At 54.4% G+C, this 20,902-nt stretch carries 22 protein-coding genes; 12 read left to right on the top strand and 10 right to left on the bottom strand.

Translation table 11 applies throughout. The features are described from left to right. Nucleotides 1–742 precede the first annotated feature (742 nt). From HYE77_RS21390 to HYE77_RS21375, 4 genes are all read left to right on the top strand, one after another. Nucleotides 743–1,720 carry an integrase domain-containing protein gene (locus HYE77_RS21390; RefSeq protein ID WP_177069291.1) on the top strand — a complete coding sequence of 326 codons (978 nt, stop codon included), beginning with the start codon at nucleotides 743–745 and terminating at the stop codon, nucleotides 1,718–1,720. Further along, nucleotides 1,717–1,992 (top strand): hypothetical protein, encoded by a 276-nt coding sequence (locus tag HYE77_RS21385; RefSeq protein ID WP_177069290.1) that lies wholly within the window; start codon nucleotides 1,717–1,719, stop codon nucleotides 1,990–1,992. Before HYE77_RS21390 ends, HYE77_RS21385 begins: the two co-directional genes overlap by 4 nt. A gap of 331 nt (nucleotides 1,993–2,323) precedes the next feature. Beyond that, nucleotides 2,324–3,097 (top strand): hypothetical protein, encoded by a 774-nt coding sequence (locus tag HYE77_RS21380; RefSeq protein ID WP_177069289.1) that lies wholly within the window; start codon nucleotides 2,324–2,326, stop codon nucleotides 3,095–3,097. Between the two features lie 513 nt (nucleotides 3,098–3,610). Next, entirely contained in the window at nucleotides 3,611–4,024 is a 414-nt protein-coding gene (locus HYE77_RS21375) for a hypothetical protein (RefSeq protein WP_177069288.1), read from the top strand. Between the two features lie 334 nt (nucleotides 4,025–4,358). Here the strand turns inward: HYE77_RS21375 and HYE77_RS21370 are convergent, their stop codons facing one another. After that, nucleotides 4,359–5,240 (bottom strand): hypothetical protein, encoded by an 882-nt coding sequence (locus HYE77_RS21370; RefSeq protein ID WP_177069287.1) that lies wholly within the window; start codon nucleotides 5,238–5,240, stop codon nucleotides 4,359–4,361. A gap of 37 nt (nucleotides 5,241–5,277) precedes the next feature. Then, complete coding sequence (locus HYE77_RS21365; protein ID WP_177069286.1) at nucleotides 5,278–5,547, bottom strand: hypothetical protein; 270 nt, start codon at nucleotides 5,545–5,547, stop codon at nucleotides 5,278–5,280. Between the two features lie 816 nt (nucleotides 5,548–6,363). Here HYE77_RS21365 and HYE77_RS21360 point away from each other — a divergent pair. The 5 genes from HYE77_RS21360 to HYE77_RS21345 all read left to right on the top strand — a co-directional run bounded on the left by HYE77_RS21360 (nucleotide 6,364) and on the right by HYE77_RS21345 (nucleotide 10,160). Then, a complete protein-coding gene (locus HYE77_RS21360) occupies nucleotides 6,364–7,167 on the top strand; it encodes a hypothetical protein (RefSeq protein ID WP_177069285.1) in 804 nt (267 codons plus the stop codon). 587 nt (nucleotides 7,168–7,754) lie between these two features. Then, nucleotides 7,755–8,111 (top strand): hypothetical protein, encoded by a 357-nt coding sequence (locus HYE77_RS21355; RefSeq protein WP_177069284.1) that lies wholly within the window; start codon nucleotides 7,755–7,757, stop codon nucleotides 8,109–8,111. A 503-nt stretch (nucleotides 8,112–8,614) separates the two neighbouring features. Next, nucleotides 8,615–8,854, top strand: a complete 240-nt coding sequence (locus HYE77_RS21350) for a hypothetical protein (protein WP_256347425.1) — start codon at nucleotides 8,615–8,617, stop codon at nucleotides 8,852–8,854. An 11-nt stretch (nucleotides 8,855–8,865) separates the two neighbouring features. After that, nucleotides 8,866–9,162, top strand: a complete 297-nt coding sequence (locus HYE77_RS32645) for a hypothetical protein (RefSeq protein ID WP_242487124.1) — start codon at nucleotides 8,866–8,868, stop codon at nucleotides 9,160–9,162. A gap of 71 nt (nucleotides 9,163–9,233) precedes the next feature. Beyond that, a complete protein-coding gene (locus HYE77_RS21345; protein ID WP_177069283.1) occupies nucleotides 9,234–10,160 on the top strand; it encodes a hypothetical protein in 927 nt (308 codons plus the stop codon). Nucleotides 10,161–10,210: 50 nt separating this feature from the next. Here HYE77_RS21345 and HYE77_RS21340 read toward each other — a convergent pair whose 3' ends face one another. Together HYE77_RS21340 and HYE77_RS21335 are read right to left on the bottom strand one after the other, a co-directional pair. Further along, nucleotides 10,211–11,041, bottom strand: coding sequence for a hypothetical protein (locus HYE77_RS21340; protein ID WP_177069282.1), 831 nt, complete (start codon nucleotides 11,039–11,041; stop codon nucleotides 10,211–10,213). 98 nt (nucleotides 11,042–11,139) lie between these two features. After that, nucleotides 11,140–12,111, bottom strand: coding sequence for a hypothetical protein (locus HYE77_RS21335; protein WP_177069308.1), 972 nt, complete (start codon nucleotides 12,109–12,111; stop codon nucleotides 11,140–11,142). Nucleotides 12,112–12,652: 541 nt separating this feature from the next. On the opposite strand from HYE77_RS21335, the gene HYE77_RS21330 reads away from it, so the two are divergent. Continuing rightward, nucleotides 12,653–12,934 carry a DUF3077 domain-containing protein gene (locus HYE77_RS21330; protein WP_102370209.1) on the top strand — a complete coding sequence of 94 codons (282 nt, stop codon included), beginning with the start codon at nucleotides 12,653–12,655 and terminating at the stop codon, nucleotides 12,932–12,934. Nucleotides 12,935–13,094: 160 nt separating this feature from the next. On the opposite strand, the gene HYE77_RS21325 is transcribed toward HYE77_RS21330, so the two are convergent. Genes HYE77_RS21325 through HYE77_RS21315 form a run of 3 tightly spaced genes read right to left on the bottom strand, consistent with a single transcriptional unit; the run spans nucleotide 13,095 to nucleotide 14,699 of the window. Then, the gene (locus tag HYE77_RS21325; protein ID WP_003218108.1) at nucleotides 13,095–13,805 is read right to left on the bottom strand and encodes an SDR family NAD(P)-dependent oxidoreductase; all 711 of its coding nucleotides are present in this window, start codon (nucleotides 13,803–13,805) and stop codon (nucleotides 13,095–13,097) included. Nucleotides 13,806–13,836: 31 nt separating this feature from the next. Next, nucleotides 13,837–14,487, bottom strand: coding sequence for a DsbA family oxidoreductase (locus HYE77_RS21320; RefSeq protein WP_177069281.1), 651 nt, complete (start codon nucleotides 14,485–14,487; stop codon nucleotides 13,837–13,839). Further along, complete coding sequence (locus tag HYE77_RS21315) at nucleotides 14,484–14,699, bottom strand: 4-oxalocrotonate tautomerase family protein (RefSeq protein ID WP_003218111.1); 216 nt, start codon at nucleotides 14,697–14,699, stop codon at nucleotides 14,484–14,486. Before HYE77_RS21315 ends, HYE77_RS21320 begins: the two co-directional genes overlap by 4 nt. A gap of 259 nt (nucleotides 14,700–14,958) precedes the next feature. Between HYE77_RS21315 and HYE77_RS21310 the strand changes: the two genes are divergently transcribed. After that, entirely contained in the window at nucleotides 14,959–15,732 is a 774-nt protein-coding gene (locus HYE77_RS21310; RefSeq protein WP_177028481.1) for an alpha/beta fold hydrolase, read from the top strand. A 72-nt stretch (nucleotides 15,733–15,804) separates the two neighbouring features. Here the strand turns inward: HYE77_RS21310 and HYE77_RS21305 are convergent, their stop codons facing one another. Continuing rightward, entirely contained in the window at nucleotides 15,805–17,091 is a 1,287-nt protein-coding gene (locus HYE77_RS21305; protein ID WP_003218115.1) for an OprD family porin, read from the bottom strand. 272 nt (nucleotides 17,092–17,363) lie between these two features. Next, complete coding sequence (locus HYE77_RS21300) at nucleotides 17,364–18,071, bottom strand: DsbA family protein (RefSeq protein ID WP_102367902.1); 708 nt, start codon at nucleotides 18,069–18,071, stop codon at nucleotides 17,364–17,366. 225 nt (nucleotides 18,072–18,296) lie between these two features. Between HYE77_RS21300 and HYE77_RS21295 the strand changes: the two genes are divergently transcribed. Beyond that, complete coding sequence (locus HYE77_RS21295) at nucleotides 18,297–20,369, top strand: TonB-dependent siderophore receptor (RefSeq protein ID WP_177069280.1); 2,073 nt, start codon at nucleotides 18,297–18,299, stop codon at nucleotides 20,367–20,369. A gap of 169 nt (nucleotides 20,370–20,538) precedes the next feature. Here HYE77_RS21295 and HYE77_RS21290 read toward each other — a convergent pair whose 3' ends face one another. Beyond that, nucleotides 20,539–20,751 (bottom strand): hypothetical protein, encoded by a 213-nt coding sequence (locus tag HYE77_RS21290; protein ID WP_003213240.1) that lies wholly within the window; start codon nucleotides 20,749–20,751, stop codon nucleotides 20,539–20,541. Between the last annotated feature and the right edge of the window lie 151 nt (nucleotides 20,752–20,902).

Below are 20,902 nucleotides of genomic sequence, written 5' to 3'. Positions count from 1 at the left end.
GCAGAATTCCCGAAAATTCGAGCCTTGACCCAAATTATCCACAGGCGTAGAAAAGATCGGGCAAGCGCTGTCGTTGACAGCAACCCAGGTAGCCAGAACCTTTAAGGCTACGCCACACCGTGGTGGTTCTCCCAAAGTGCGATTAGCGTCCGGCGGCTCGCACGGTCACTCACCGAGTGATGGATGCCCACTTCAGATCATTGCCATTGCGGCAAATACATCCCCCTACCTAGCTGCCCTGCAGCAACCTATCTGCTTGGCCATTTCACTGCGCCAACCTGCGCCCGTCTCTTTCTTCTGGAAAGAGACGGGCGCTCCTACCACTGCTGCAGCCCAACTCGTACAAGGCATTGCGGCATTCCTCCTCGTGACAATCGGCGTGACAAACACCGAAGTCACCAGCAACAGCGATGCAGATGATGGTGCCGCAGCCCACGGAATGGACTGCACCTGACTGACAGTCAGGCGTGCCCCGATCATTGCATCACTGCCTTCACCCGACTCAGGATCTCGCGGCGTTGGTCTCGTCAGCCAGTGCAGCCTCCACCCGCCCACCGGTATCGGTGTTCAGGAGGCTAGATCATGAGATACCCAGGCTCCCGGTTGTAAAGAGCCGCCAGTCCCGCGTTAGAGGACAACCCTCACAGGTCGCAGGGGCCTTGATCCCTGATAACACTCAACATCCATGGCGGGATGAAGTGGGGGAAGTTTCAAAGGTTTTGGCTTTGAGAGGATTTTGATCATGGCATTGGTAGGTAAACGTGACGGGCGCAACTTTGGCTACGGCCGGCAATTGAGCTATGCCGGACCGCAGGCGCTGCGCGATCTGTTTGGCGGTGGGCATTACGGCACGGTCAAGGCGCACAGTGATCGCTGGCAGGCGTTTGTACGCTGGTGTCGCTCCGAGAATGGGCCTGGTTTTAACGATGCGCGACAAATTGATCGGCAGACCTTGCTGGACTACGCCGGACATCTGCGTCAGCAAGTTGAACAAGGTGAGCTCGCCATCGCCACCGCGCAAAACCGGTTATCAAGTGTGAATCGGACCATGGCCGCGCTTCGCGGTGATCAATATGTGAAAGTGCCGAGTCCGAGCAAGGCGTTGGGAATGCGGCGCACCAGTGTTCGCACGACAGCTCCACAGGGCCAAGATCGTGAGCACGTGATGCGTATCGTCGAGGCGCTCCGCGAACAGCATCCCCGTGCTGCCGCCATCGCGCAGTTGGCGCGAGCCACCGGCATGCGTTTGCGTGAAGTCATATTGGCCGATATTCCCCGCCTACATCGTGAAGCCGAACGCTACGGCAAGATCAACATCCAGGAAGGCACCAAAGGTGGCCGCAGCGGTGCAACAGCACCTCGCTGGATCAGAGTGGATGATTATATTTGCGAAGCACTCAGATATCTCGAACAGGCATCTCCCGACGGGAGTCATAACCTGCTTACGCCGAACGAGAGCTACCTCAATTTTCAACGAGAAATCGTCCGCCCCGCACGGGGCCTCCTCCACACGAACGATCTCAAAGGATTCCACGAGCTGCGGGCGGCGTATGCCAGCGAACGCTATGAGCAAATCACCAATCACCTCGCGCCAATAAACGGCGGCAGATGCAGCCGGCTCGATCCACACCTTGATCGAGAGGCGCGCTCACAAATCAGCTACGAGTTGGGGCATGGCCGAATCGACGTGGTATCGGCCTACATCGGCGGTCAGGCATGAGCAAGCCATTCGATATGGAGCTGTTCCTGTCAGGCGTCCTGACCGGGTCGCATACCACACGCCAACGCCACCTGCGTCAGGCGAAGGCTATCCAAACAGCAATCGCTGAGCGTTGGCAACGCGACAATCCATGGACTTGGCAGAGAAAACACCTTGCGTGGTTTTTGAATCACCAGCTAAACCAGCACACTGAATCGACGCGCTATTACTATTTGCTGACCATGCAATTACTCACTCATCGCTTAGGAAAATCCTGGCAGTTCAACCGCTAAACAAGCTCAGAAAACGGCCAATAGCGGCCAGTCCTGGCTGCTTCAAAATGGCGTTTTGAACCCTGTTGATCCTCCACAGAACGATTTATGACATCGAGGTTGTAGCGCGCGCGAGCACAGGCCTACGCTTATTCCCCTCAGTGCCAGAGAGGATCACAATGGATTGGACTAAGCTGCTAGCTTTCGCTGAAATGAACTGCATAAGCTTCGTGAATAACTTTCCACAACGGCGGTACCGGCAAAGGCGTGCTGAAAGCCGCTGAATGGTAAATGATTGAAAGCTAGATATTACTTAGGAGCATAAGTTGGCATACGCAATGGAGGGTGCACAATGAGTTACATAATTGCATTCGTGAAGTTTTTAGATTCGGCAAAAATCTTTCCCGTTGAATGCTTTCGGACGGACTTAGCTTTAAATGATCAAGTTGTGGTCAGGCTGGGAAGTGGCGAGTTAAGATATGCTTCGCTTATTCAGAGGAAATATCTCAATTGGGACTGCAAGGGCAGAATCGAATGTAAAGCGTCTGAGGCAAGCGAAAGCAATATGGGCGAAATTGTTCTGCCTCGTGGTTGTCCAGTAATTTTTGGCATCGCTACCCCATCAGGATTTGTGTCAGCAGTTCGTAGTTTAGGATGGATTCCTTTAAGGCCATCTCAGCGCATGTACAAAAATGTTCTTGCGCGAGTAAATGATACGAGCACAGCCTATATTTTCGTTAGGCGCAATGGCATCGATATTAAAGTATTAGAGCGAATTTGGGGTGAAGAGCTTAAGCCATATGGGTTGTTACAGTGCTCTCTGTCAGAGGGCCGAGTAGTACGCCATAGCTTAGCGCTAACTAGCTTCAACCTCTTCGAGGGATTGTTGCGATTTTGTAGAAGCTTCGATGCAAACGAAAAAAATCTAGATCGCTACTTTATTGCCGTAGGGTCTTCTGATAAGCGGACAGAAGAGTTGAAGCAGATGACGAGGGCTAGAAAATCTCAGCGTAGTGAAATGCAAGATATTTATGATGCATGCTCGGATGGGAGCGGGGCTGCTGCATATCTCGGAGATGGGATGTGGATTACGTCGAGCGGGCACCTTGAGGATTCAGGTCGATAATAGAAAAATCTATATAGACGCTATTCTGCACCAAGTTGGGCTGCACATCGGAAGCGGCTGGTTTTGCCTATTTTGTCATTGGCGCCCTGCTGATATAGGTCGACTTCGCCCCGTGGGAATCGGCTAATGTCTGCCAGAAGCGGGCTTCGAGAGTCTTGCAGAGTTGGGTGAAACCAATCCAACAATGCTATAGAACAATCATTGGCATTTACCCCAAGCGGCCGCGAATGACTCGCCGCAGGGCTTAGGTGGACCCAGGCGATTCACTCCACTCGATCCTGCAGCATCCAGGACCAGATTTTCGAAATTTTTTGCCGTGCATACTCAGGATAATTAATCAGCCAAAAAGGCTGATTTTTCTATAAAACATAAGGCTAAAAAGATTATCTGCCAACTCTGTATGCCAAACTTCCAAAAAACGTCAAGCATGTTTTTTCTTTACATCTGCAAATTTGCTGCGATAGCATTAATGCAAGACACGAAAATAACCATAAAAATAGGAGTGTTACAGAAATGTCTGCAAGCATGTTTTTCGGCGTACTTGGTATCATTTTGGCGGCAGTTGAGATTTGGCGGCCTCGCCTGTCAGCTGCCCTAGAAGTGACCATTATCGTGCAAATTGAAGAAGTGAAGGCGATCCAAACCCAGTACTTCAAGGATCTTGAAACTATATCAAAGCTGGCGCTCGGTGCTTTCAAAGAGGTCGAAAATGGCCCTCAATTTGTTACTCCCGAGGAGTTCAAGGCCAACACCGTAACGTCGTTACTGAATATTCGGTCATATCTTTGGTTCTACTGCGTCACAGCGGTGAACTTTCTTATTCTCAGGCCGCTCCATACTGCCCTCATAACCCTCAACAGATTAGGCCGCGGTAGAGCGGTAGGCGGGTTGGGTCTGGTGATAGCAGTGCTTAGCACCTTTTTGTGAGTAAGATACATATTACGCCAACCTAGACTTGCATAGTGTGCATACGAAGCCATTAAGAAAGGCGAGCGGACCTCACGGAGCGCTCGCCTTTTTATGTGTGCAGTTTCTGGCCTTGATTAATTAAAGGCCAACCAGAGCTTTCCCGTCATCCGCTAAATGCAGTGAGGCCTATCACGAAGCGAGTAGTGCATTGACGATTGTTAGCTATCGACCCAGAGCTGACATTCGCATCATCAGGTGTGCGGGGATGGGATTGCGTTGATGTCAGCACCAAGGGAAAGGCTCTTGGCAAGGCGCTTATGCAAAGCGCCTTAATCTTTGCCATGGCACAGCGTCAGAACATCACAAGCTGTCTGGCGAGATCAGCATGAAGCAGCCATGGCTCCTGCCCTGTGTGGAGGAGCGATGCCATTTGGTGCAATTGGATGCGGAGCGTCTTGGCTTGCAGCATGGTCTGCGCATCATTTGGGATTACGCCATTTTGGATATCTTCGTCCAGCTGGCGGGATTTCTGGGCCAGTGTCTGGGCATGCATGAAGAGCACGGGTTTTACGTCTATGATTGTGCCAGAGGCTGTGGCACCAGAATACTTATAGGCATCCAGCAGTGTCATTTGACCATCGCCGTCGATGTCTTTGGGGTTGGCGATCCATCTAAACAGATGAAGCATGAAGGAGTTGGCCTGCCAGTGCTGGAGGCTCATGCCTTGTACTTGCGATGGGATTGGCTGGGGGATCGACGTTTGGGTGCTCAAGCTCGTGCTGAGGTTGGCTGCACCGAACATAATGATCCGTGGCTCTGTCCTGGCATCAATGTAGTTGAACGTGCCAGCAAAGCACTGAGTAGCGGCGATGACCACCAGCTTGGTGTCGGCAGAGCTGCGGGCAGCAGTAACCAGTGAATGAGACGAAATTTTCACCGGATGCCCAATCCCCTCGATACCGCCATGGCCAGCGAGCGTTATGAACAGGTAGTCAAAAGCCGCTATGTTCGCCAGCTCCTGGTCAAAAGTACTGATGGGGAGGGGAGCTGGGCAGTTATAGGCCACGGTGTACTTGATAGCTTGAGGGTCATCTGTGAAAAAGCGAATGGCATCATTACGGACGCCCAAGTCTCTAAGCACAGATATTGCGTGAATCACATCATAAATGTGCCGAGATTCAGTTGAATCAGAAACAAAAACCCAGCACGTGTTGCCGCTGTCCACTGCGTGCATCTAAATGCATCCTGATTAGTAGCGTGTTATATTAAGTTTAGGCTGCATTTATTCTGATGGCGCGGCTTTCTTCATCGTAAAACGTTACGGCTTCTGCTAGGTCAAGGTTAGAGTACTGCTCACCCATAACAACTTCATTAACATTGCCATCTGAATCCAAAAGGTATGCTGTAGATTCTTGTCCTAGAATAAGCGCGTACTCATTGTCTTCACCCTCTACAGTGAATAGCCCATATACACCGTCCGAGACTAGCTCTTTAACGTTGCTTGGAAGTCGGGGAAGGTTTTGTTTATGTATGATTTTCATGTAAACTCCATAAAAAATGGAAATGGGTAAACCCTAGTATAGCATGCCCGGATTTTATCGGGGAAGGCTCCTGCATATCTATAAAACGCCTTGTTAAACAGATACTTAGATCATCGAGTGGCCAGTCAGTTGTAGTGGGCATCTTTGCTCACTTTCTTCATGGATCATTCATGGCATTGGGCCCCTTGACGGACGATGCTAACAACTTCTTTATGATAGGCGAGCAAATGGCAACAAGGAGTGGTAATGATCGGGCGGTTGGGCCTTAAGCGATTGTTAATCGGATGTCTCGCACACTTGAGCAAAATAACAAGTTCCGAGTTAATGGTCACCGACCTGAAAAGCAGCCTGGATCTTGGGTTTCTTGCTTGGAACTCAAAATCGCGTATCAACGGTAGCCAAAATCGGACGTCTGCTGCCAGTCGCTACGGCAGCTTTTGGCGGATTCCTGCCTATCCTCTACGGAAGGGGTGATCGACAACGTTCAGATTCAGGAGGTTTACCATTCGTATGCGGCTCTGAACTACTTACAGACCGACAATGTGCTGACATCTAAAAAATCCCTGGTTCGATTCCACTGAAAGCCATAACTAGCTGATTTGTTTATAGTTACTAGTTGGGGTACGCCGAATTTTCCAGCGAACTCCAGACGCCCGGAAAACCTAGTCTCGCTGAAACATACCGTTCGTCTGGTGCCGGCACCATTTAAAAACAAAGGCTTGCAGCGATGCAGGCCTTTGTTTTTTGTGTCATACGTAACAAGGCACGTAACAAGCAACCAGTTTTCGCTTCCTCATCGTCTGTAGGGATACGGTAATGTCGTGGATCGACTATGCACAGGGCCTCCTGGACAAAAGCTGGCTTGGCACGTTGCTTGGGATTGCAGGCATCACATTCGCGGTCCTTACATATCTATGGACTCGCAGACGAACCAGCTTGGCCTATGTCTACCTGGGAGAGCATCTCCTGGGGAGCGCCTCAGACGCGCTGCCACCAGAGATAGTCGTTCAATACGACGGCATGAGCATTCCCCGTCTAACCAAATCCACACTGATTTTCTGGAACAGCGGCGAGAACACCGTTAGTGGTGCAGACATTGTTGATAAGGACCCCCTCCGGTTCCGCGTAGGAGACGACGGCAAAATCCTATCCATCTCGATAGTGAGGTCCAGTCGTGCGGTAAACGATTTCTCATTCCGCGAACTTCCAGATCACATTTTTAATGAGATGGGATTCACTTTCAATTTCCTCGATGCAAACGATGGGGTTGTGGTGGAGATTCTGCATACCAGTACTGATCGGCACCCTCTTATTAAGGGCACCTTGAAAGGTCTTCCAGCGGGCATCCGGAACTTTGGTCAATTCACTCGCCCCAAGCCCCAAAAGAAAAAAACCGGAAAACTAGGCGCCATTGCCTCAGATGTAGTCCCGTTCATCGTGTTCGTGTCGATCTACCTCTCTGCTATCTATGCCCCGCGACCTTCATTCTTTTCTCAGACAGCAGATACCGGGCTTATCTTCTACTCCTTCGCGGGTGCCGTTTCAGGCATGTGGATCACCAGCAGGTTCTTTACAAGGCGCAGATATCCGAAGAGCCTCGTTACAGAGGCTCTTGAGTAAACCCAAATATTCATTCACTTGCACGTGGTGCTACACAGATCTGCGACCAAGCGAACAACCATATTCGGAAGTGTTACCCAGAGCCTGGAAGCAGACATCGATCGACAGGCGGGTTAATCAATGGCCCCGCAAATCTAGTGCCACGGTACTGTCTGAACACGTCGAGCGTCACCCTCTCTACATACGAGAAAATTTTTCCGGTGTGCACATCAAAAGTGCGTAAGAAGTGTAAGTCAGATTTTTTATCTATCTCTATCCCTTATATTTCAATAGCTTAGAACCATTTCTAAACCGTAAGTAGACTGTCAGATCAGTGTCGGCGCCGAACAGTTCGTGACTGTAAGTGAGGACGTTCTCAACCTACTGTTTTTAAAGGGTTTTTTTCAGATGCGCTCCTAGCTTACACTTTTTGACGACGTGACTGTAAGTGGCGCCCCCCAATGAATCCGGGGCTTTTCAGGCGTTTTTCGCCCCGCTGACGCCACTTACGTGTCAGGAGGGGGTGTACCTGGAAAAAGTTTTCAGCAGCCCTTCAGGCCCGCCACCCCAGACTGCTCTCGCCTCGTGACTTTAATCCGGAGAACACCATGAAAAAGCCTAGCTCCGTCGCTCCCATTCCAAAAATTGAAGTCATCAAGAAAGGCGCCCTATGGGAGGTCCATTGGGACTACCAGGAAGGGCCGGCCAGCCTGATTCTGTTCAACCGCGCTGACTACCTACGGGGCTATATAGATGGTGCGCTGGACATCCTTGGGATTGATCCCGATTGCGTGTGCTACGCAAGCGGCGTGACCGGCACAGTAAAACGACTGACTCAACATCAGGCCGAGATACTTGAAGGCGCATTGAACCAGTTGCTGGTCCCGTTGGTAGAAGCGGAATTCGCCCGCCTGGAACGCCTCGCTGCCCTTCCTCATGTACGCGGCGCCGCTGCAAAAGCTTGAAACCCCTCTCCCGAACTTAATCAGCCTGCCAGGCCCAGCCGGCGGGCGACTCCCTGCATAGGCTGAGACACGCCTTTTAACTGCAATGACGTGCACTTTCTACCGGTTGCGATTCTGAAAACTCCCTAGTTCGAATGTTTTTATATTTTCGACTCAATGAAACCCGGGCCTCCAGCTCTGCCCCGTTCGTGATCGCCTGCAGCCCCCCTGTGCAACCGCACCGTACTTTTCTTCAAAAATTTACAATCTGTGAAACTGCCGATCGCCCGCGGAGCGCCTTGGCCCTTCTGGGCTGCAGGTTCGTTTGCACTACATCCTGGATTGCACAAAAAAAGGACGCAAACCCCGTCGGCGGGAGGGGGATAAGTGCTTTTTCAGCCGATTTTTTCTTCACGCCAGAGTTTCACCCGACAGGCCGACCAGCACTTCGTCGGATCCCTCCCCTGCGCGATAGCACGCCAATATACTGTTCACATATACAGTACATAGTGCAGGTATCGGTAATGAGCCCAAGTAACCCTGTTGAGGCGTGGACGATTCAGACCTGGATGTCATTCCTGCGGGACAAGCAAGCACTAATCAGGCATCCAGGTGCCCACCATAAGGTGCTGGTGGATGAGGCTCACGCGCTACACAGAGCAAATCTGATCGACCGAGATGGGCTAAGCGATCTTCTTGAGCAAGCGGATTGTGCTTTGGCTTATGCCGTGGAAGCGCTTCTGGATGAACCAGGCGAGGAATAGGCGGACTTCTTATGCATATGCTGATCACACCCATGCGGAGCAAAGGCGTGGCTCTGAGCCCGCTAGAAAGAAGGCGCTACCCAGCGATTAGGGGAAACGTTCTTGTTAACGCACAACTATCGCCAGAGCTGGGACGTAGCTCAAACGTAGCGAGAGTGTCCAAAGGAATGCCGCTCGAACCAGACCCCCTCCCTTTACTGCAGGACGCGACACTGTCGGGAATGGCGCCGACCGGTTTTGTGTTGAGCGGTATTGAGTACATAGATGGATGTGCGTACGCACAGTCCTGGTGGTGCCGCTTGGCATAAAAATCACCGTGCACCCTGAATTTCTGTTTCAATTCTTGAGAATCAACTGACTAAAATTCTGAGTATCCAGCATGGACGTTGAAGCAAAGTATTATCTTGGATCTGTAACTCTCGACAAAAATAAAACGTTAGCTCTTGAGTGGAGCGAGTACGCACTTCTAATTAAAGCCCGGCGCATATTAAGCGACGCACTAAATATAGAAGAAAAGTACGATGTCGCACTATGCAATTACATGGAGTTCGAAAAAGAACAATTAACAATAACATTAGACAACTTAGTTAATAGCATTCACTATGACTACAATCGCACCTATGAGGTCCTATCAACTCTAAATCGCAGACTGGTGAATTTTTTATCAACCGGAAGAAAATATACCGAACTAGTAGCTGGCCTCGCGGCGAAGTGTTCCAGCAATAGCTCTGAGACAGAGGCTTCAATTGGCGCGCTGCTAAGTAAGCATTATGATGAATGCTTAGACTATCGAGCTATGGAAATTCTCAGAAACCATGTCAACCATAGTGGCTTAGCTGTACACACCGTTAGTGCACCTAGCAGCTGGACCATAGACGACAATAAAAAAGTAGATCAGCTAGTTTTCAATCTAGAAATATATGCAGAAAAGAAAATTTTAGCGGAGAACCCTAAATTCAAAAAAGCTGTACTTAACGAACTTCCCGAAAAATTCGACCTAAAAAAAGGTGCACGATCATACATTGGCGCCATTAGTCACGTACATGAAGAGGTACGAAAAACCATACGCGAAAATGTAGACGGCGCAAGAAACACAATAGAAGAATATTTAAAAAAGCATAGTGACCTAAACGACGGAGCATCATTCCCTATTGGCGCTTTCATAGAAAGGCCCAATACTCCAGTCGAAACACCGACAATGATCATTCTGGACTGGGATAACGTGAGGGTTGGGCTATCCAAAAAGAATTTATCTATATCCAATATGACCCGACGACATATCAGTAGTGCCTTAGTAACGAAATAAATCTCCTCCAAACTGAGCCGGCAATTAAGCCGGCTCAATTACATACCCACTTAAACGACTTGTGAACTTGCTTGATCGACCGCTTCAGACACCGTACTCCACTGCCGTTCCATATGAGCCATCATGCGAGCCTCGTCCGTTTCAATCCCAAAGTCCTGCCGTATAGCAATCACCACTTTTGCTTGAAGTATTGCTAGCGGCTTCATATCTACCATAAGTTCGTGATTGTATTTTGCACACAGCTCATAAAACTCACTAGTTGCCACTTGCCTATTTTGGGAGAATTCAGCGGCCTGACCACTCAAAAAATCAAAACTCTCCTTCAGTCCAAACATAGCATTTTCATCTGGACAGCCACCCTCCCGTAGATTATTCATCGCTCCGATTACTCGTTTGACGTCAATCATTGCTTGGTCGTACATACCTCCATAGAGATTCATTTCTGCTTTTAACGTTTGCATTGGCGAAAGCGCAACTATCACCTTATGTGTGAGCTTCCAATATTCCACGCCGAGGCTGTCAACTGCTTCTTGTGTCCCTGGCGGGGCAACCAACGACAGCTTGGCCGCTGCAACATATAAGCCCTCCAGTCCAGCAGCAACATTCTGATTGCTAGGGTCTTCGTGCGGAAGCTTTCCAAAATAACTACTGGCCTTAGTCATTTCTGCGACAGCCGACAGATAGATCTCTCGGCGAAGATTATTCATCCGGTCAATATTTTTTTCTTTCGCATCATGCGCAAGCTGAAGAGATAGCCGTTTGTTATTGCCAAAGTTAGCGACCAAGTTAGTAATCGATGTAAGCGTAGCACCCGCTACAGCACCAATAACCCCCCACACCGGTCCAGGAATAGATTCGAATATGCTGACTGTGCTGCTCATGATTGTCCCTAATTTTGACCATGTGTTTTGGATCCGCTTTCAACATCGTACGGTACGCGCCCCTCCACTTACCACCGACTCATCTCCTCGGAGTAGCGTCAGAGAGTGATCGACTTAGTTCGACTGGACAAAATCATCGCTTTACCCGAATTATCCGTAAACGCAGCAGCGTTACCAGGTGCCGGTGTAGGCCCATGAGTATGACTCGCCAGTTGGATGTTCATCTGCTGCACCAGATCGAGCAAATCACACAGCACCTGCAGCACGTTCACCCCCTCGGACCCCAACCAGGTCTTGGGCGCCACTAGTCGCTGGCTGACCGCCGCTACGCTCTTACGCAGTCCCTGAATCCTTTCCTCCATGTCGCCGCCCACCGTGGCGTTGTGCTTCTGCCCCACCACCAGGTTCAAGTCCCGCCCGGTCGCCTGGTGTAGATCATCCACCGCCGCCAGGCTCGCAGATCCGCCCGACAGCAGCTTCAGCGCGCCCAGGGCTTCAAGAGTCTTGATACCCCCTACCGACTCGGTTGAATGATCGTCCACGGTCCTGGTGTGGCTTTGGTACCGCTCGGTGTTGCCCATCGCTTCCACTTCCCGCTCGATCGCCTTGTCCAGGATCTTGCCGTCAGTCTGGCGCAGCCAGTTGCCGTCCGCGTCGACACGCTGCTGGCAGGCCTCGCTGTGCTGCCACACTTGGTCACCCTTCGGCACGCTGGGCATGCTCAGGCCGTGGGGCAAAATGGTTTGGATATAGGGCTTGTGTGGCAGGCCGTAGGCAAAGCACACCACCACTTGGGTGCCTTCCTCAGGGAACGCATAGATGCCCATTTCCTCGCCACCAGTGGGCAGCGGCAACGGCACACCGGCCAGGATCGGCAGCTTGGTATCTGGCTCGCCATCCGGCCCCATGACCTCGATGTCGACAGCGTAGCGCGGCCGGAAGTCGTCGCAGATCCCGGCGCCGGCGGGCGCGTCAGCCACGGCGACAACCCGGGTAAAGCGTGGCAGGTGGTAACCGCCGGTGAGTTCGGGGAATTGTCGTTCTACGCTGCGGCGGATTGCGTCGTCTATCGGATGACATCTGATTGTCGATGAGCACCACGCTAGTGATGCGTTCGCCCTTCCGACTTTTATGCCAAATTATGGGTAGCCAATAATTATGACGTATCCATAAAACGGCATAACTGCACGAGCCGCACGATTTTTCATCCTGAGCTGGCTGCAGGAATGGCAACCCTGCCCTTCAAGCTCAGCGTTCTGAGATGACGCGACAGACTCATATTCAGGCCGCCAGAACCAAGCCCGGCAGCAGCAAAACGAAACAACTATTTCCCCAGTTGCACCCACCCCACCACCACGCTACCCTCCCCTGTCGCTGCCAATTCAGCGACCGGGCCTGATAACCCGGCAAGATGCAGGCGCAACAGCGCCCCACAACCACGATGTGCAGGCGTTTTTTTACGCCCACCATTTCGTGCAATGGCGGCTGTGCGTGGGAGACCTTCGGGTCTGCCGGGTTCCTGTATCTCCGGTTTATCAGCCTGCGCACAGCTGCCACCCATTCGCCTGATAACGAACGTGGTAGCTCTCACTTGATATGGGAGTTTTACCGATGAGCGCTCCAAATCCGTCTGGCTTCACTACCCTCGGCGTTACCCCTTTTTCATTTCATTCCGACCAGCCTCTGTTCCGCGTTAATAGCGGGGTTTCCCTGAGCGAAGCGCTGTCTCACGTTTCCGATTTGCTGCATGTGGCCAAGCTGCTGGCGGAGGATGCGGCGATGATTCGGGATACGGACCGGTACGCCTGGGCTTCGCACTATCTGCAGGAGATGAGCAAGGCGGTGATTGATGATGTGGTGAAGGTGTTGGAGTCGCCGGGCAATAATCTGTAGGTGTGTCAGGTTGTGAGTGTGTTGGCTGGGCCATCGCGGGCAAGCCCGGCTCCCACATTTGTTCTTTGTTGTTTGTTTTAGAGTGTCTGGCTAGAAGCCGCCACACAAAAAACGCCCCGAACCATCACGGTCCGGGGCGTTTTTTATTCAGCCGTATCGCTTAGTGCCCAGCACTCTGCCCACCGTCCACATGCAGAATTTCCCCGGTCACAAACCCAGCCGATTCCAGGTACACAATCGCCTGCGCAATATCCCGCGCTTCACCCATATGCCCCACCGGATGCAGGCTGCCCAACGCCGCATGCGTCTCTTCCCCATGCATCGGCGTCTTGATAATCCCTGGGCTCACCGCGTTCACGCGAATCCCGCGCTTGGCGTATTCAATCGCCAGCGATTTGGTCGCCGAGTTCAGCCCGCCTTTGGTCAGCGAGGCCAGCACCGAAGGCACGCCATCAATCGCGTGGTCCACCAGGCTGGTGGTGATGTTGACGATGTGCCCGGCGCCCTGTTTCAGCATCTCGGTAATCGCCAGTTGGGTGATGTAGAAGAACCCGTTCAGGTTCACCGCCAACACGTTTACGTAGTCTTCGTGGGTGTAGCTGGTGAACGGTTTGGCAACGAAGATCCCGGCGTTGTTGATCAGGCTGTCGATGCGGCCAAAACGCGCTACGCCTTCGCGGATGACGCGCTCGGCGGTGGCCGGGTCGGCGATGTCGCCGGCCACGGTGAGGATGTCCGGATCCGTCGACGGTTTGATCGACCGGGAAGTGGCAACCACGCGGTAATCCAGCTCGCGGTAAGCCTTCACTGCAGCAGCGCCCAGGCCTTGGGATGCACCGGTAATCACAACGACTTTTTTCGAATTGCTCATGATGAAACCTCTATATGGAAAATGGGATGGTTCAAGCAGCCGCAGCGGATATTTCCCGCAGCATCTGTTCGTAGTAACTGACTGATTGCGACCCGGAGACCAGCTGGCGGCCATTGAGGACCATGGCCGGTACGGAGTTGATGCCGTGCTCGCGGTAGAACGCTTCCAGCTCGCGCACTTCATTGGCGTAGGCGGTAGAGCCCAGCACCCGTCGTGCGCCTTCAATGTCCAGCCCGCCCTCGGCGGCCAGACGCGCCAGGGTTTCGTGGTCGCTGACGTTCTGGCCATCGCTGAAATACCCGCGCAACAGCGCCTTTTTCAGCTCGAGCTGGCGCCCTTGCTGCAACGCCCAAAACAGCAACCGATGGGCGTCGAAGGTGTTGTAGAAGTGGCTGCGCTTTTCCAGGTCGAAGGTGAAGCCGATGGCCGCACCCCGCTCCATCAACATCCTTTTGCCGCTGGCAACTTCTTCAGCGCTGCGCCCGTATTTGCGCATCATGTGGGCAACGGCGTTTTCGCCTTCGGCCGGCATGTCAGGGTTGAGTTCGAAGGGTTTGTAGGTCAGTTCAACCTTCACTTCGCCCGCCAGGTTGTCGATGGCTTGCTCCAGGGCGGTGGCGCCGAGGGCGCACCACGGGCACACCACGTCGGAGATGAAGTCGATGGTGACAGGCGTGCTCATGACGGATTTTCCGCGAGCTGTTTGCGGTACTGGGTGGTGGTGATGCCGGCGTAGCCCCAGTTATCGGTGTCGACTTCTTCGATGACGATGTGGGTCAGGTCCGGGCGTTTGTTGAGGACGCGTTCGAGGGTTTCGGTGATTTCGGCAATGACCTGGGCTTTCTGCTCCGAGGTAACGCCGTCGCGGGTGATACGTACGCTGACAAATGGCATGACAAGGCTCCAGTGACTTGCCCATCGACATGGTGGGCAGGCAGTGAGGCCAATTTAAGAGGTTGCCTGAGGTGGATAAAGGTGGGGCGGAGTACTTCATTAGTGATGCTATGTAATCAATCGAGACGTCCGGCGCTGCGTTTTTTTTACTGCTCCCTGGAATAACCGCCCTCCCCGCGCGTCTTGCCTACATGCTTAAGGCAGGCTGCAAACGCCTTGAGTGCTGGCCGATAACCCCTCACTTACGGACGTGCCCCACATGCTTAAATCCACATTCAAAACCCTGTTGCTGCCTACACTGATGGCCGCCGCGATGCTCACCGGCCAGGCCTATGCCGCCACCCCGGCGCTGTCGGACACCACCGTGGTGTTGGTGCACGGCGCCTTTGCCGATGGCTCCAGCTGGAACAAGGTGATTCCGCTGTTGCAGGCCAAAGGCTTGAAGGTGGTGGCGGTGCAAAACCCGCTGACGTCCCTGGCCGATGATGTGGCCGCCGCCCAGCGGGTGATTGATGCCCAGAGTGGGCGAGTGGTTCTGGTGGGCCATTCGTGGGCCGGCAGTGTGATCACACAGGGCGGCACCAGCGACAAGGTCAAGGCACTGGTTTATGTGGCCGCGTTCGCGCCGTCCGAGGGCCAGAGCTCTGCCGAGTCCGAGAAAGGCTACCCAACCCCGCCGGGTATCGAGACCATTAGTGCCGACGCTTCCGGCTACCTGTATTTGCCCGCCGCGTCCGTGGCGAAAAACTTCGCCCAGGACTTGCCTGCCGACCAGGCCAACCTGATTGCCGTGACCCAGGGGCCGATTCTGGGCAAGGCGTTCGACGATAAAATCACGGTCGCCGCCTGGAAAACCAAACCCAACTATTACATCGTCGCCGCCAAGGACCGCATGATCGACCCGGGCCTGGAGCAGGCCTACGCGAAGAAAATCAATGCCACCACCACCGTGGTGCAAACCAGCCATGTGCCGATGCTGTCGCAGCCGCAAAAGGTCGCAGATGTGATCATCGCAGCCGCCAGCAAGCGCTGATCGCAGGCATAAAAAAACCCCGAACCAGTCGGGGTTTTTTATCGCCTTGAATCAGGCGCGACGCCGAATCAATTAGAAAACATTGATTGGGTAGTCGGCAAACAGGCGGATCTCGTTACCACCCACGTTGTAGTTGCTGGCGTTGTTGGAAACGCGCAACCACGACGCACGGGCACGCAGGCTCAGGTCTTTGGCCGGGCCGCTCTGTACTACGTATTTGAACTGGTTGAAGATTTCACGCTCGGTGCCACTGCCGCGGTTGGAACCGTCGTCAATGTTGGTGCCGCGCACGTAGGCGATGTTGTAGGTCAGGCCAGGCACGCCGAAGGCGCTGAAGTCCAGGCCGTAGCCTGCTTGCCAGGAGCGCTCGTCCTTGCCGTTGAAGTCAGACCAGTAGGAGTTGGCCAGCAGGATGGTGTTGCCACCGTCGCCGATGCCGCCTGCGTTGCGGTAGCCGCCGTACAGGTAACCGGTGTCACCGGTGCTGCGCTGGTGAGCCACGGTGAAGCTGTGCGGGCCAACGGCCCACGTGGCGCCCAGGCTCCAGATTTTGTTGTCGCGAGCGTCGGCGTCACCTTGGTTTTCCAGGGCGAAGCTACGGTCGAGCTTGGTCTTGTAGCCGTTGAAGTCGAAGGTCAACGATTGCTTCTCTGGCAGGGCCAGCACGTAGTTGACGTTGACGTATTGCTTCTTCAGCACGTCCTGCATGTTGGAAGCGTAGAGCGCTGCCGACAGGCTTTCGGTGAATTTGTAGCTACCGCCGATGTAGTCGATGCTTTTCAGCGCGCCACTGTCGGAACCCTCGGCGCTCTTGCGAGCTTCCTTGGTGAAGTGACCAGCGTCCAGTTGCAGGCCGGCGATTTCCTTGGAGACGATCGAGGTACCGGTATAGGTTTCGGACAACAGGCGGGAGTTGTCGTATTCCAGGACCGGCACGGCTGGCATCTGATCACCGTACTTGATCACGGTGTTGGAGATGCGTGCCTTGACGGCAGCGCCGCCCTTGGCCAGGTCGTTGGCCGCTTCGCCGCTGTCGCCTTGCTTGAAGAAGTCGATACCGCCAGCGCCGCTGCGACCTTTACCACCATCCAGGCGAATGGCGTATTGGCCGATCACGTCCACACCCACACCAACGGTGCCTTGGGTGAAACCGGATTCGAACTTGCCGATGAAGCCCTGGCCCCATTCGGCTTTGTCTTGCTTGCCGTTTTTGTAGTCGCGGCTGATGTACGCGTTGCGTGCCGCGATGTTCAGGTGGCTGTCTTCAACAAAACCCTTCGATTGGGATTGGTCGTCAGCCATTGCTTGCGTAGCGCTCAAAATCCCCAGAGCGATCAGCCCCATCCGTTGCTTCAACATTTTCTTATATTCCTTATTACTGGTTGAGTACGCGCTGTGACACCAGGCTCCGTGTTGCTTTTCTGGTGTCGACTTTCCCAGATAAAAAAAGGCCCGCGGACGACGTGAAATGCCGCGGGCCTTTTTTTATTGGGGAAGTCATGGCGGTTAGCCACAGGCGTTGGGGCGAATCCTATCCGCGCCCTTTACTGTGTGTCAATTTCGTGAATCTTCTGTATTTAGGCTAAAAAAGTCTAAGAAACATTAAATAGCCATCATTGCGCAAGGCTCTATCAAGCGCTTCCTGGATCTGCACACCCTTGCAGGCCACACATTGGTGCACTCGATTGGGTGGGTTGAATCGAAATTGCGACTCTTTGTCTCAGCCACTCAACGAAGGCTTCTGGCTTGCCCAACCAGGGGCTGATATCGAGCAATTGCAGTTGCCCATTCTGCTCCAGGGCCAGCGTGGGGAAGCCCTGGCCGCCGACTTTTGCCAGCCATTGGCGGCTGTCATTGATGTGCGCTTGGGTTGCTGCGCCAAGGATTTCACTGAAAGCGGCGGTGAAGGCTTGGGGATCCAAACCAATGGATTCGGCCAGGGTCAGCAGCACGTCCTTATCGGCAATTCGGCGACCTTCGACGTAGTGCGCCGTTTGCAAACGCGCCAGCAGTTCCAGGCCTCGACCGGCGATTTTTTCTGCCGCCAGCACGGCGCTGGTCGGCGGGGCTGAATCGAACACCGCACCGTGGTCCCGCAACAAACCTTCGAAATACGCTTCGCCAAACGGTTGCCCGGTGTACTCGGCGATGCGCCGGTCGTGGGGCATTACGTAGTCACGCAACTGCGGCGATACGGATTGGCGATTCGCGCCGGTCATCATGCCGCCGCCGTGCAACTGGATCGATAACACGCTCCGGGCGGCGCTCAGCAGCGGCTCGGCGCCGTAACACCAGCCGCACAGCGGGTCGTAAATGTAGTGAAGTGTGGCTGCCGACATGACGGGCTCCGATGGATGTTGATGACCGGCAGATTAGTCTTACGCACAATTGGGAAAAACCCCGGATCGGCTTTCAGACTGTTTCGAGAATCGGTCGAATACCCTTGAAAAACATACGCCGTAACATTTTTCAGAAAGGTCCGCCTAGGAATAGATAACCTGCGCAAATAGTAAGCATTACCATTAACGCGCTTTTATTCTGCCAACCTTTTTGGACACACCCCGATGCCTGCCCTTCGCCTGACGCCCATGACCCTTGGGCTCTCTGTCCTGCTGTCTGCCGGATTTACCTGCGCTGCCACTGTCCTGCCGGAAACCTCCGTGAGCGCCGAAGCTGACGAGGACGACCCGCGCGTCAAGGAAACCAGCACCGCCACTCGCACGGCCACACCCGTGCGTTATGTGCCCCAGGCCATCGACTCGGTAAAAACCGACAACCTGCGTTCCTACGGCACCAATGACCTGGGCCAGGCCTTGAGCGGTATACCCAACGTCAGCAGCGGCGCCGACACACGGTTCGACAGCCTGCGCATCCGCGGCTTCGACGCCAGCAACGACTTCTACCTGGACGGTGTTCGCGACGACAGCCAATACGTGCGCGACCTGCACAACATCGAACGCATCGAAGTACTCAAGGGCCCGGCAGCCGTGTTGTACGGCCGCGGCGGCCAGGGCGGCATCGTCAACCGTGTGAGCAAGCTGCCCCAGGCCGGTCGCGCCTCCAGCATCGAGGCCCAGGGCGGCAGCAATGATTTGCGCAGCCTGTACGCCGACCTCAGCACCGACCCCACCGACACCATCAGCCTGCGCCTGAACATGGGCAACCAGGACAACAACAGTTTCCGCGACGGCGTCAGCGGCAATCGCCAACTGTTTGCGCCGTCCATGAGCTGGCAACTGAGCCCCGACCTGAACTGGCTGGTGCAGTACGAATACAGCCGCTACAACCGCACGCCGGACCGGGGCATTCCCGGGGTCAATGGGCGGCCGGCAGATGTCAGCCGCGGCACCACTTATGGTGACAAGCGCGATTACATCGACGACACGTCCCAATCCCTGCGTTCGCGGCTTGCCTATGAGCTGAACGACAGTTGGCAACTGCGCCATACGTTGGGCGTGTTTACCCTAGACAGCGACTTCGATAACACCTACGCCGTCAGCTACGACCCAAAAACCGGCAAGGTCGGGCGCCAGCGCTGGCAGCAGGACTTGACCACCCGCAACATCCTCAACAACGTCGAACTGGAAGGCGGCTTCACCACCTTTGGCCTGGAGCATCGCTTGCTCACCGGAGTGGAATTGGGCAACCAGCGCCGTGACCCGAAACTCTATCGAGCGCCGCTCGCCGCTGTGCCGAGCGTGGATGTTTACAACCCCAACCCGGACCTGCGCCACTACGGTCGCCTGCCGGCATTCAGCAGCAGTCACACCGAAGCGCAAAGCCAGGGCGTGTATGTGCAGGACCAACTGCGCCTGAACGATCAATGGCAACTGCTCGCCGGTTTGCGCTATGACCGCTTTGATGTGGAGTCCACCAACAAACTGATCAACGCCTCGGAACAGGTCGTGAGCCACAGCACCAGCCCGCGCGTGGGCCTGGTCTGGACGCCGCTGGAACACCATTCGTTCTATGCCTCGTGGAGCAAGACGTTCTCGCCGACCGGCGGCGGCCTGATCGGCATCACGCCCAATGCCACGGGCAACGCCAACGACCTGAGCCCGGAGCTGACCAAACAGAAGGAAATCGGGGTCAAGAGCGACTGGCTCGACGACCGCCTGAGCACCACCCTGGCGGTGTATGAACTGGAGCTCTACAACCGCCGCACCCGCGACCCGCTGGACCCGACCATCACCCTGCTCAGCGGCGAGCAGCGTTCCCGTGGCGTGGAGTTGACCGCTACCGGCAAGATCATCGGCAACTGGTACATGCGCGGTGGCGTCGGCCTGCAGGACGCCACGGTGGTGAAAGACAACAATGGCTTTGAAGGCAAGCGCATCAGCGACGTGGCCAAGCGCAACGCGAGCCTGTTCGTCACCTGGAAACCGGAGATGGGCTGGTACGCGGAAACCGGGCTGACGCTGGTGGGTGAGCGCTATGCGGATAACGCCAACACGGTATTGTTGCCGGGCTATGGGCGTTGGGACGCACTGGCCGGGTTCCGGCAGAAGGAATGGGATGTGCGGGCGGCGCTGAACAATATCAGCGACAAGACATACTACGCGTCAGCGACGAGTGCGGCGCAGATTCAGTTCGGCGACCCGCGCAGTCTGATGGTGACCGGAACCTACAGTTTCTAACAGGCTTGCGTGGCGAGGGAGCTTGCTCCCGCTGGGGTGCGAAGCGCCCCCAAAATAGGCGACTGTGTTTTTTCAGATAGAACTCGATGATCTGTTTTGGGGCTGCTGCGCAGCCCAGCGGGAGCAAGCTCCCTCACCACAAGGTCCAGTACAACATTGAAAACAACCGTCAGCCTTGCATCAATTCACACAACGCCTGCACCTCGTCCTCGCTGAACAGCCCCGCCGGGTACCGTTCGCTCATCACCCGGCGCGGGTCGGGCGTCCTGATCTGCCGCGAACCGTTTGCCTTCAACCAGAGCGCCAGCGCGTGGATCGCGTCACCGTTCACCCGCAAAGGGTGGAACGTGCGCGTGTACATCAGGTTGATATCGGCATTCATTTCAGCGCTCTCTCCGACGGCATGAGCGGCTAACTTACTCAAGGTTTATGACAGAACCGCTTAGTCATACACCGTGCTGTGTGTCGCAACAGCGATACAAGAGCTATGCCAATGTGCCCGGTTTGTCGGCACTTGCACACAAAAAAGCCCG

It is taken from the genome of Pseudomonas sp. IPO3774 (genome assembly GCF_013386835.1).
Taxonomy (GTDB): domain Bacteria; phylum Pseudomonadota; class Gammaproteobacteria; order Pseudomonadales; family Pseudomonadaceae; genus Aquipseudomonas.
Note: the sequence above shows the minus strand (reverse complement) of the source record. Positions and strands in the feature narration are given on the sequence as shown.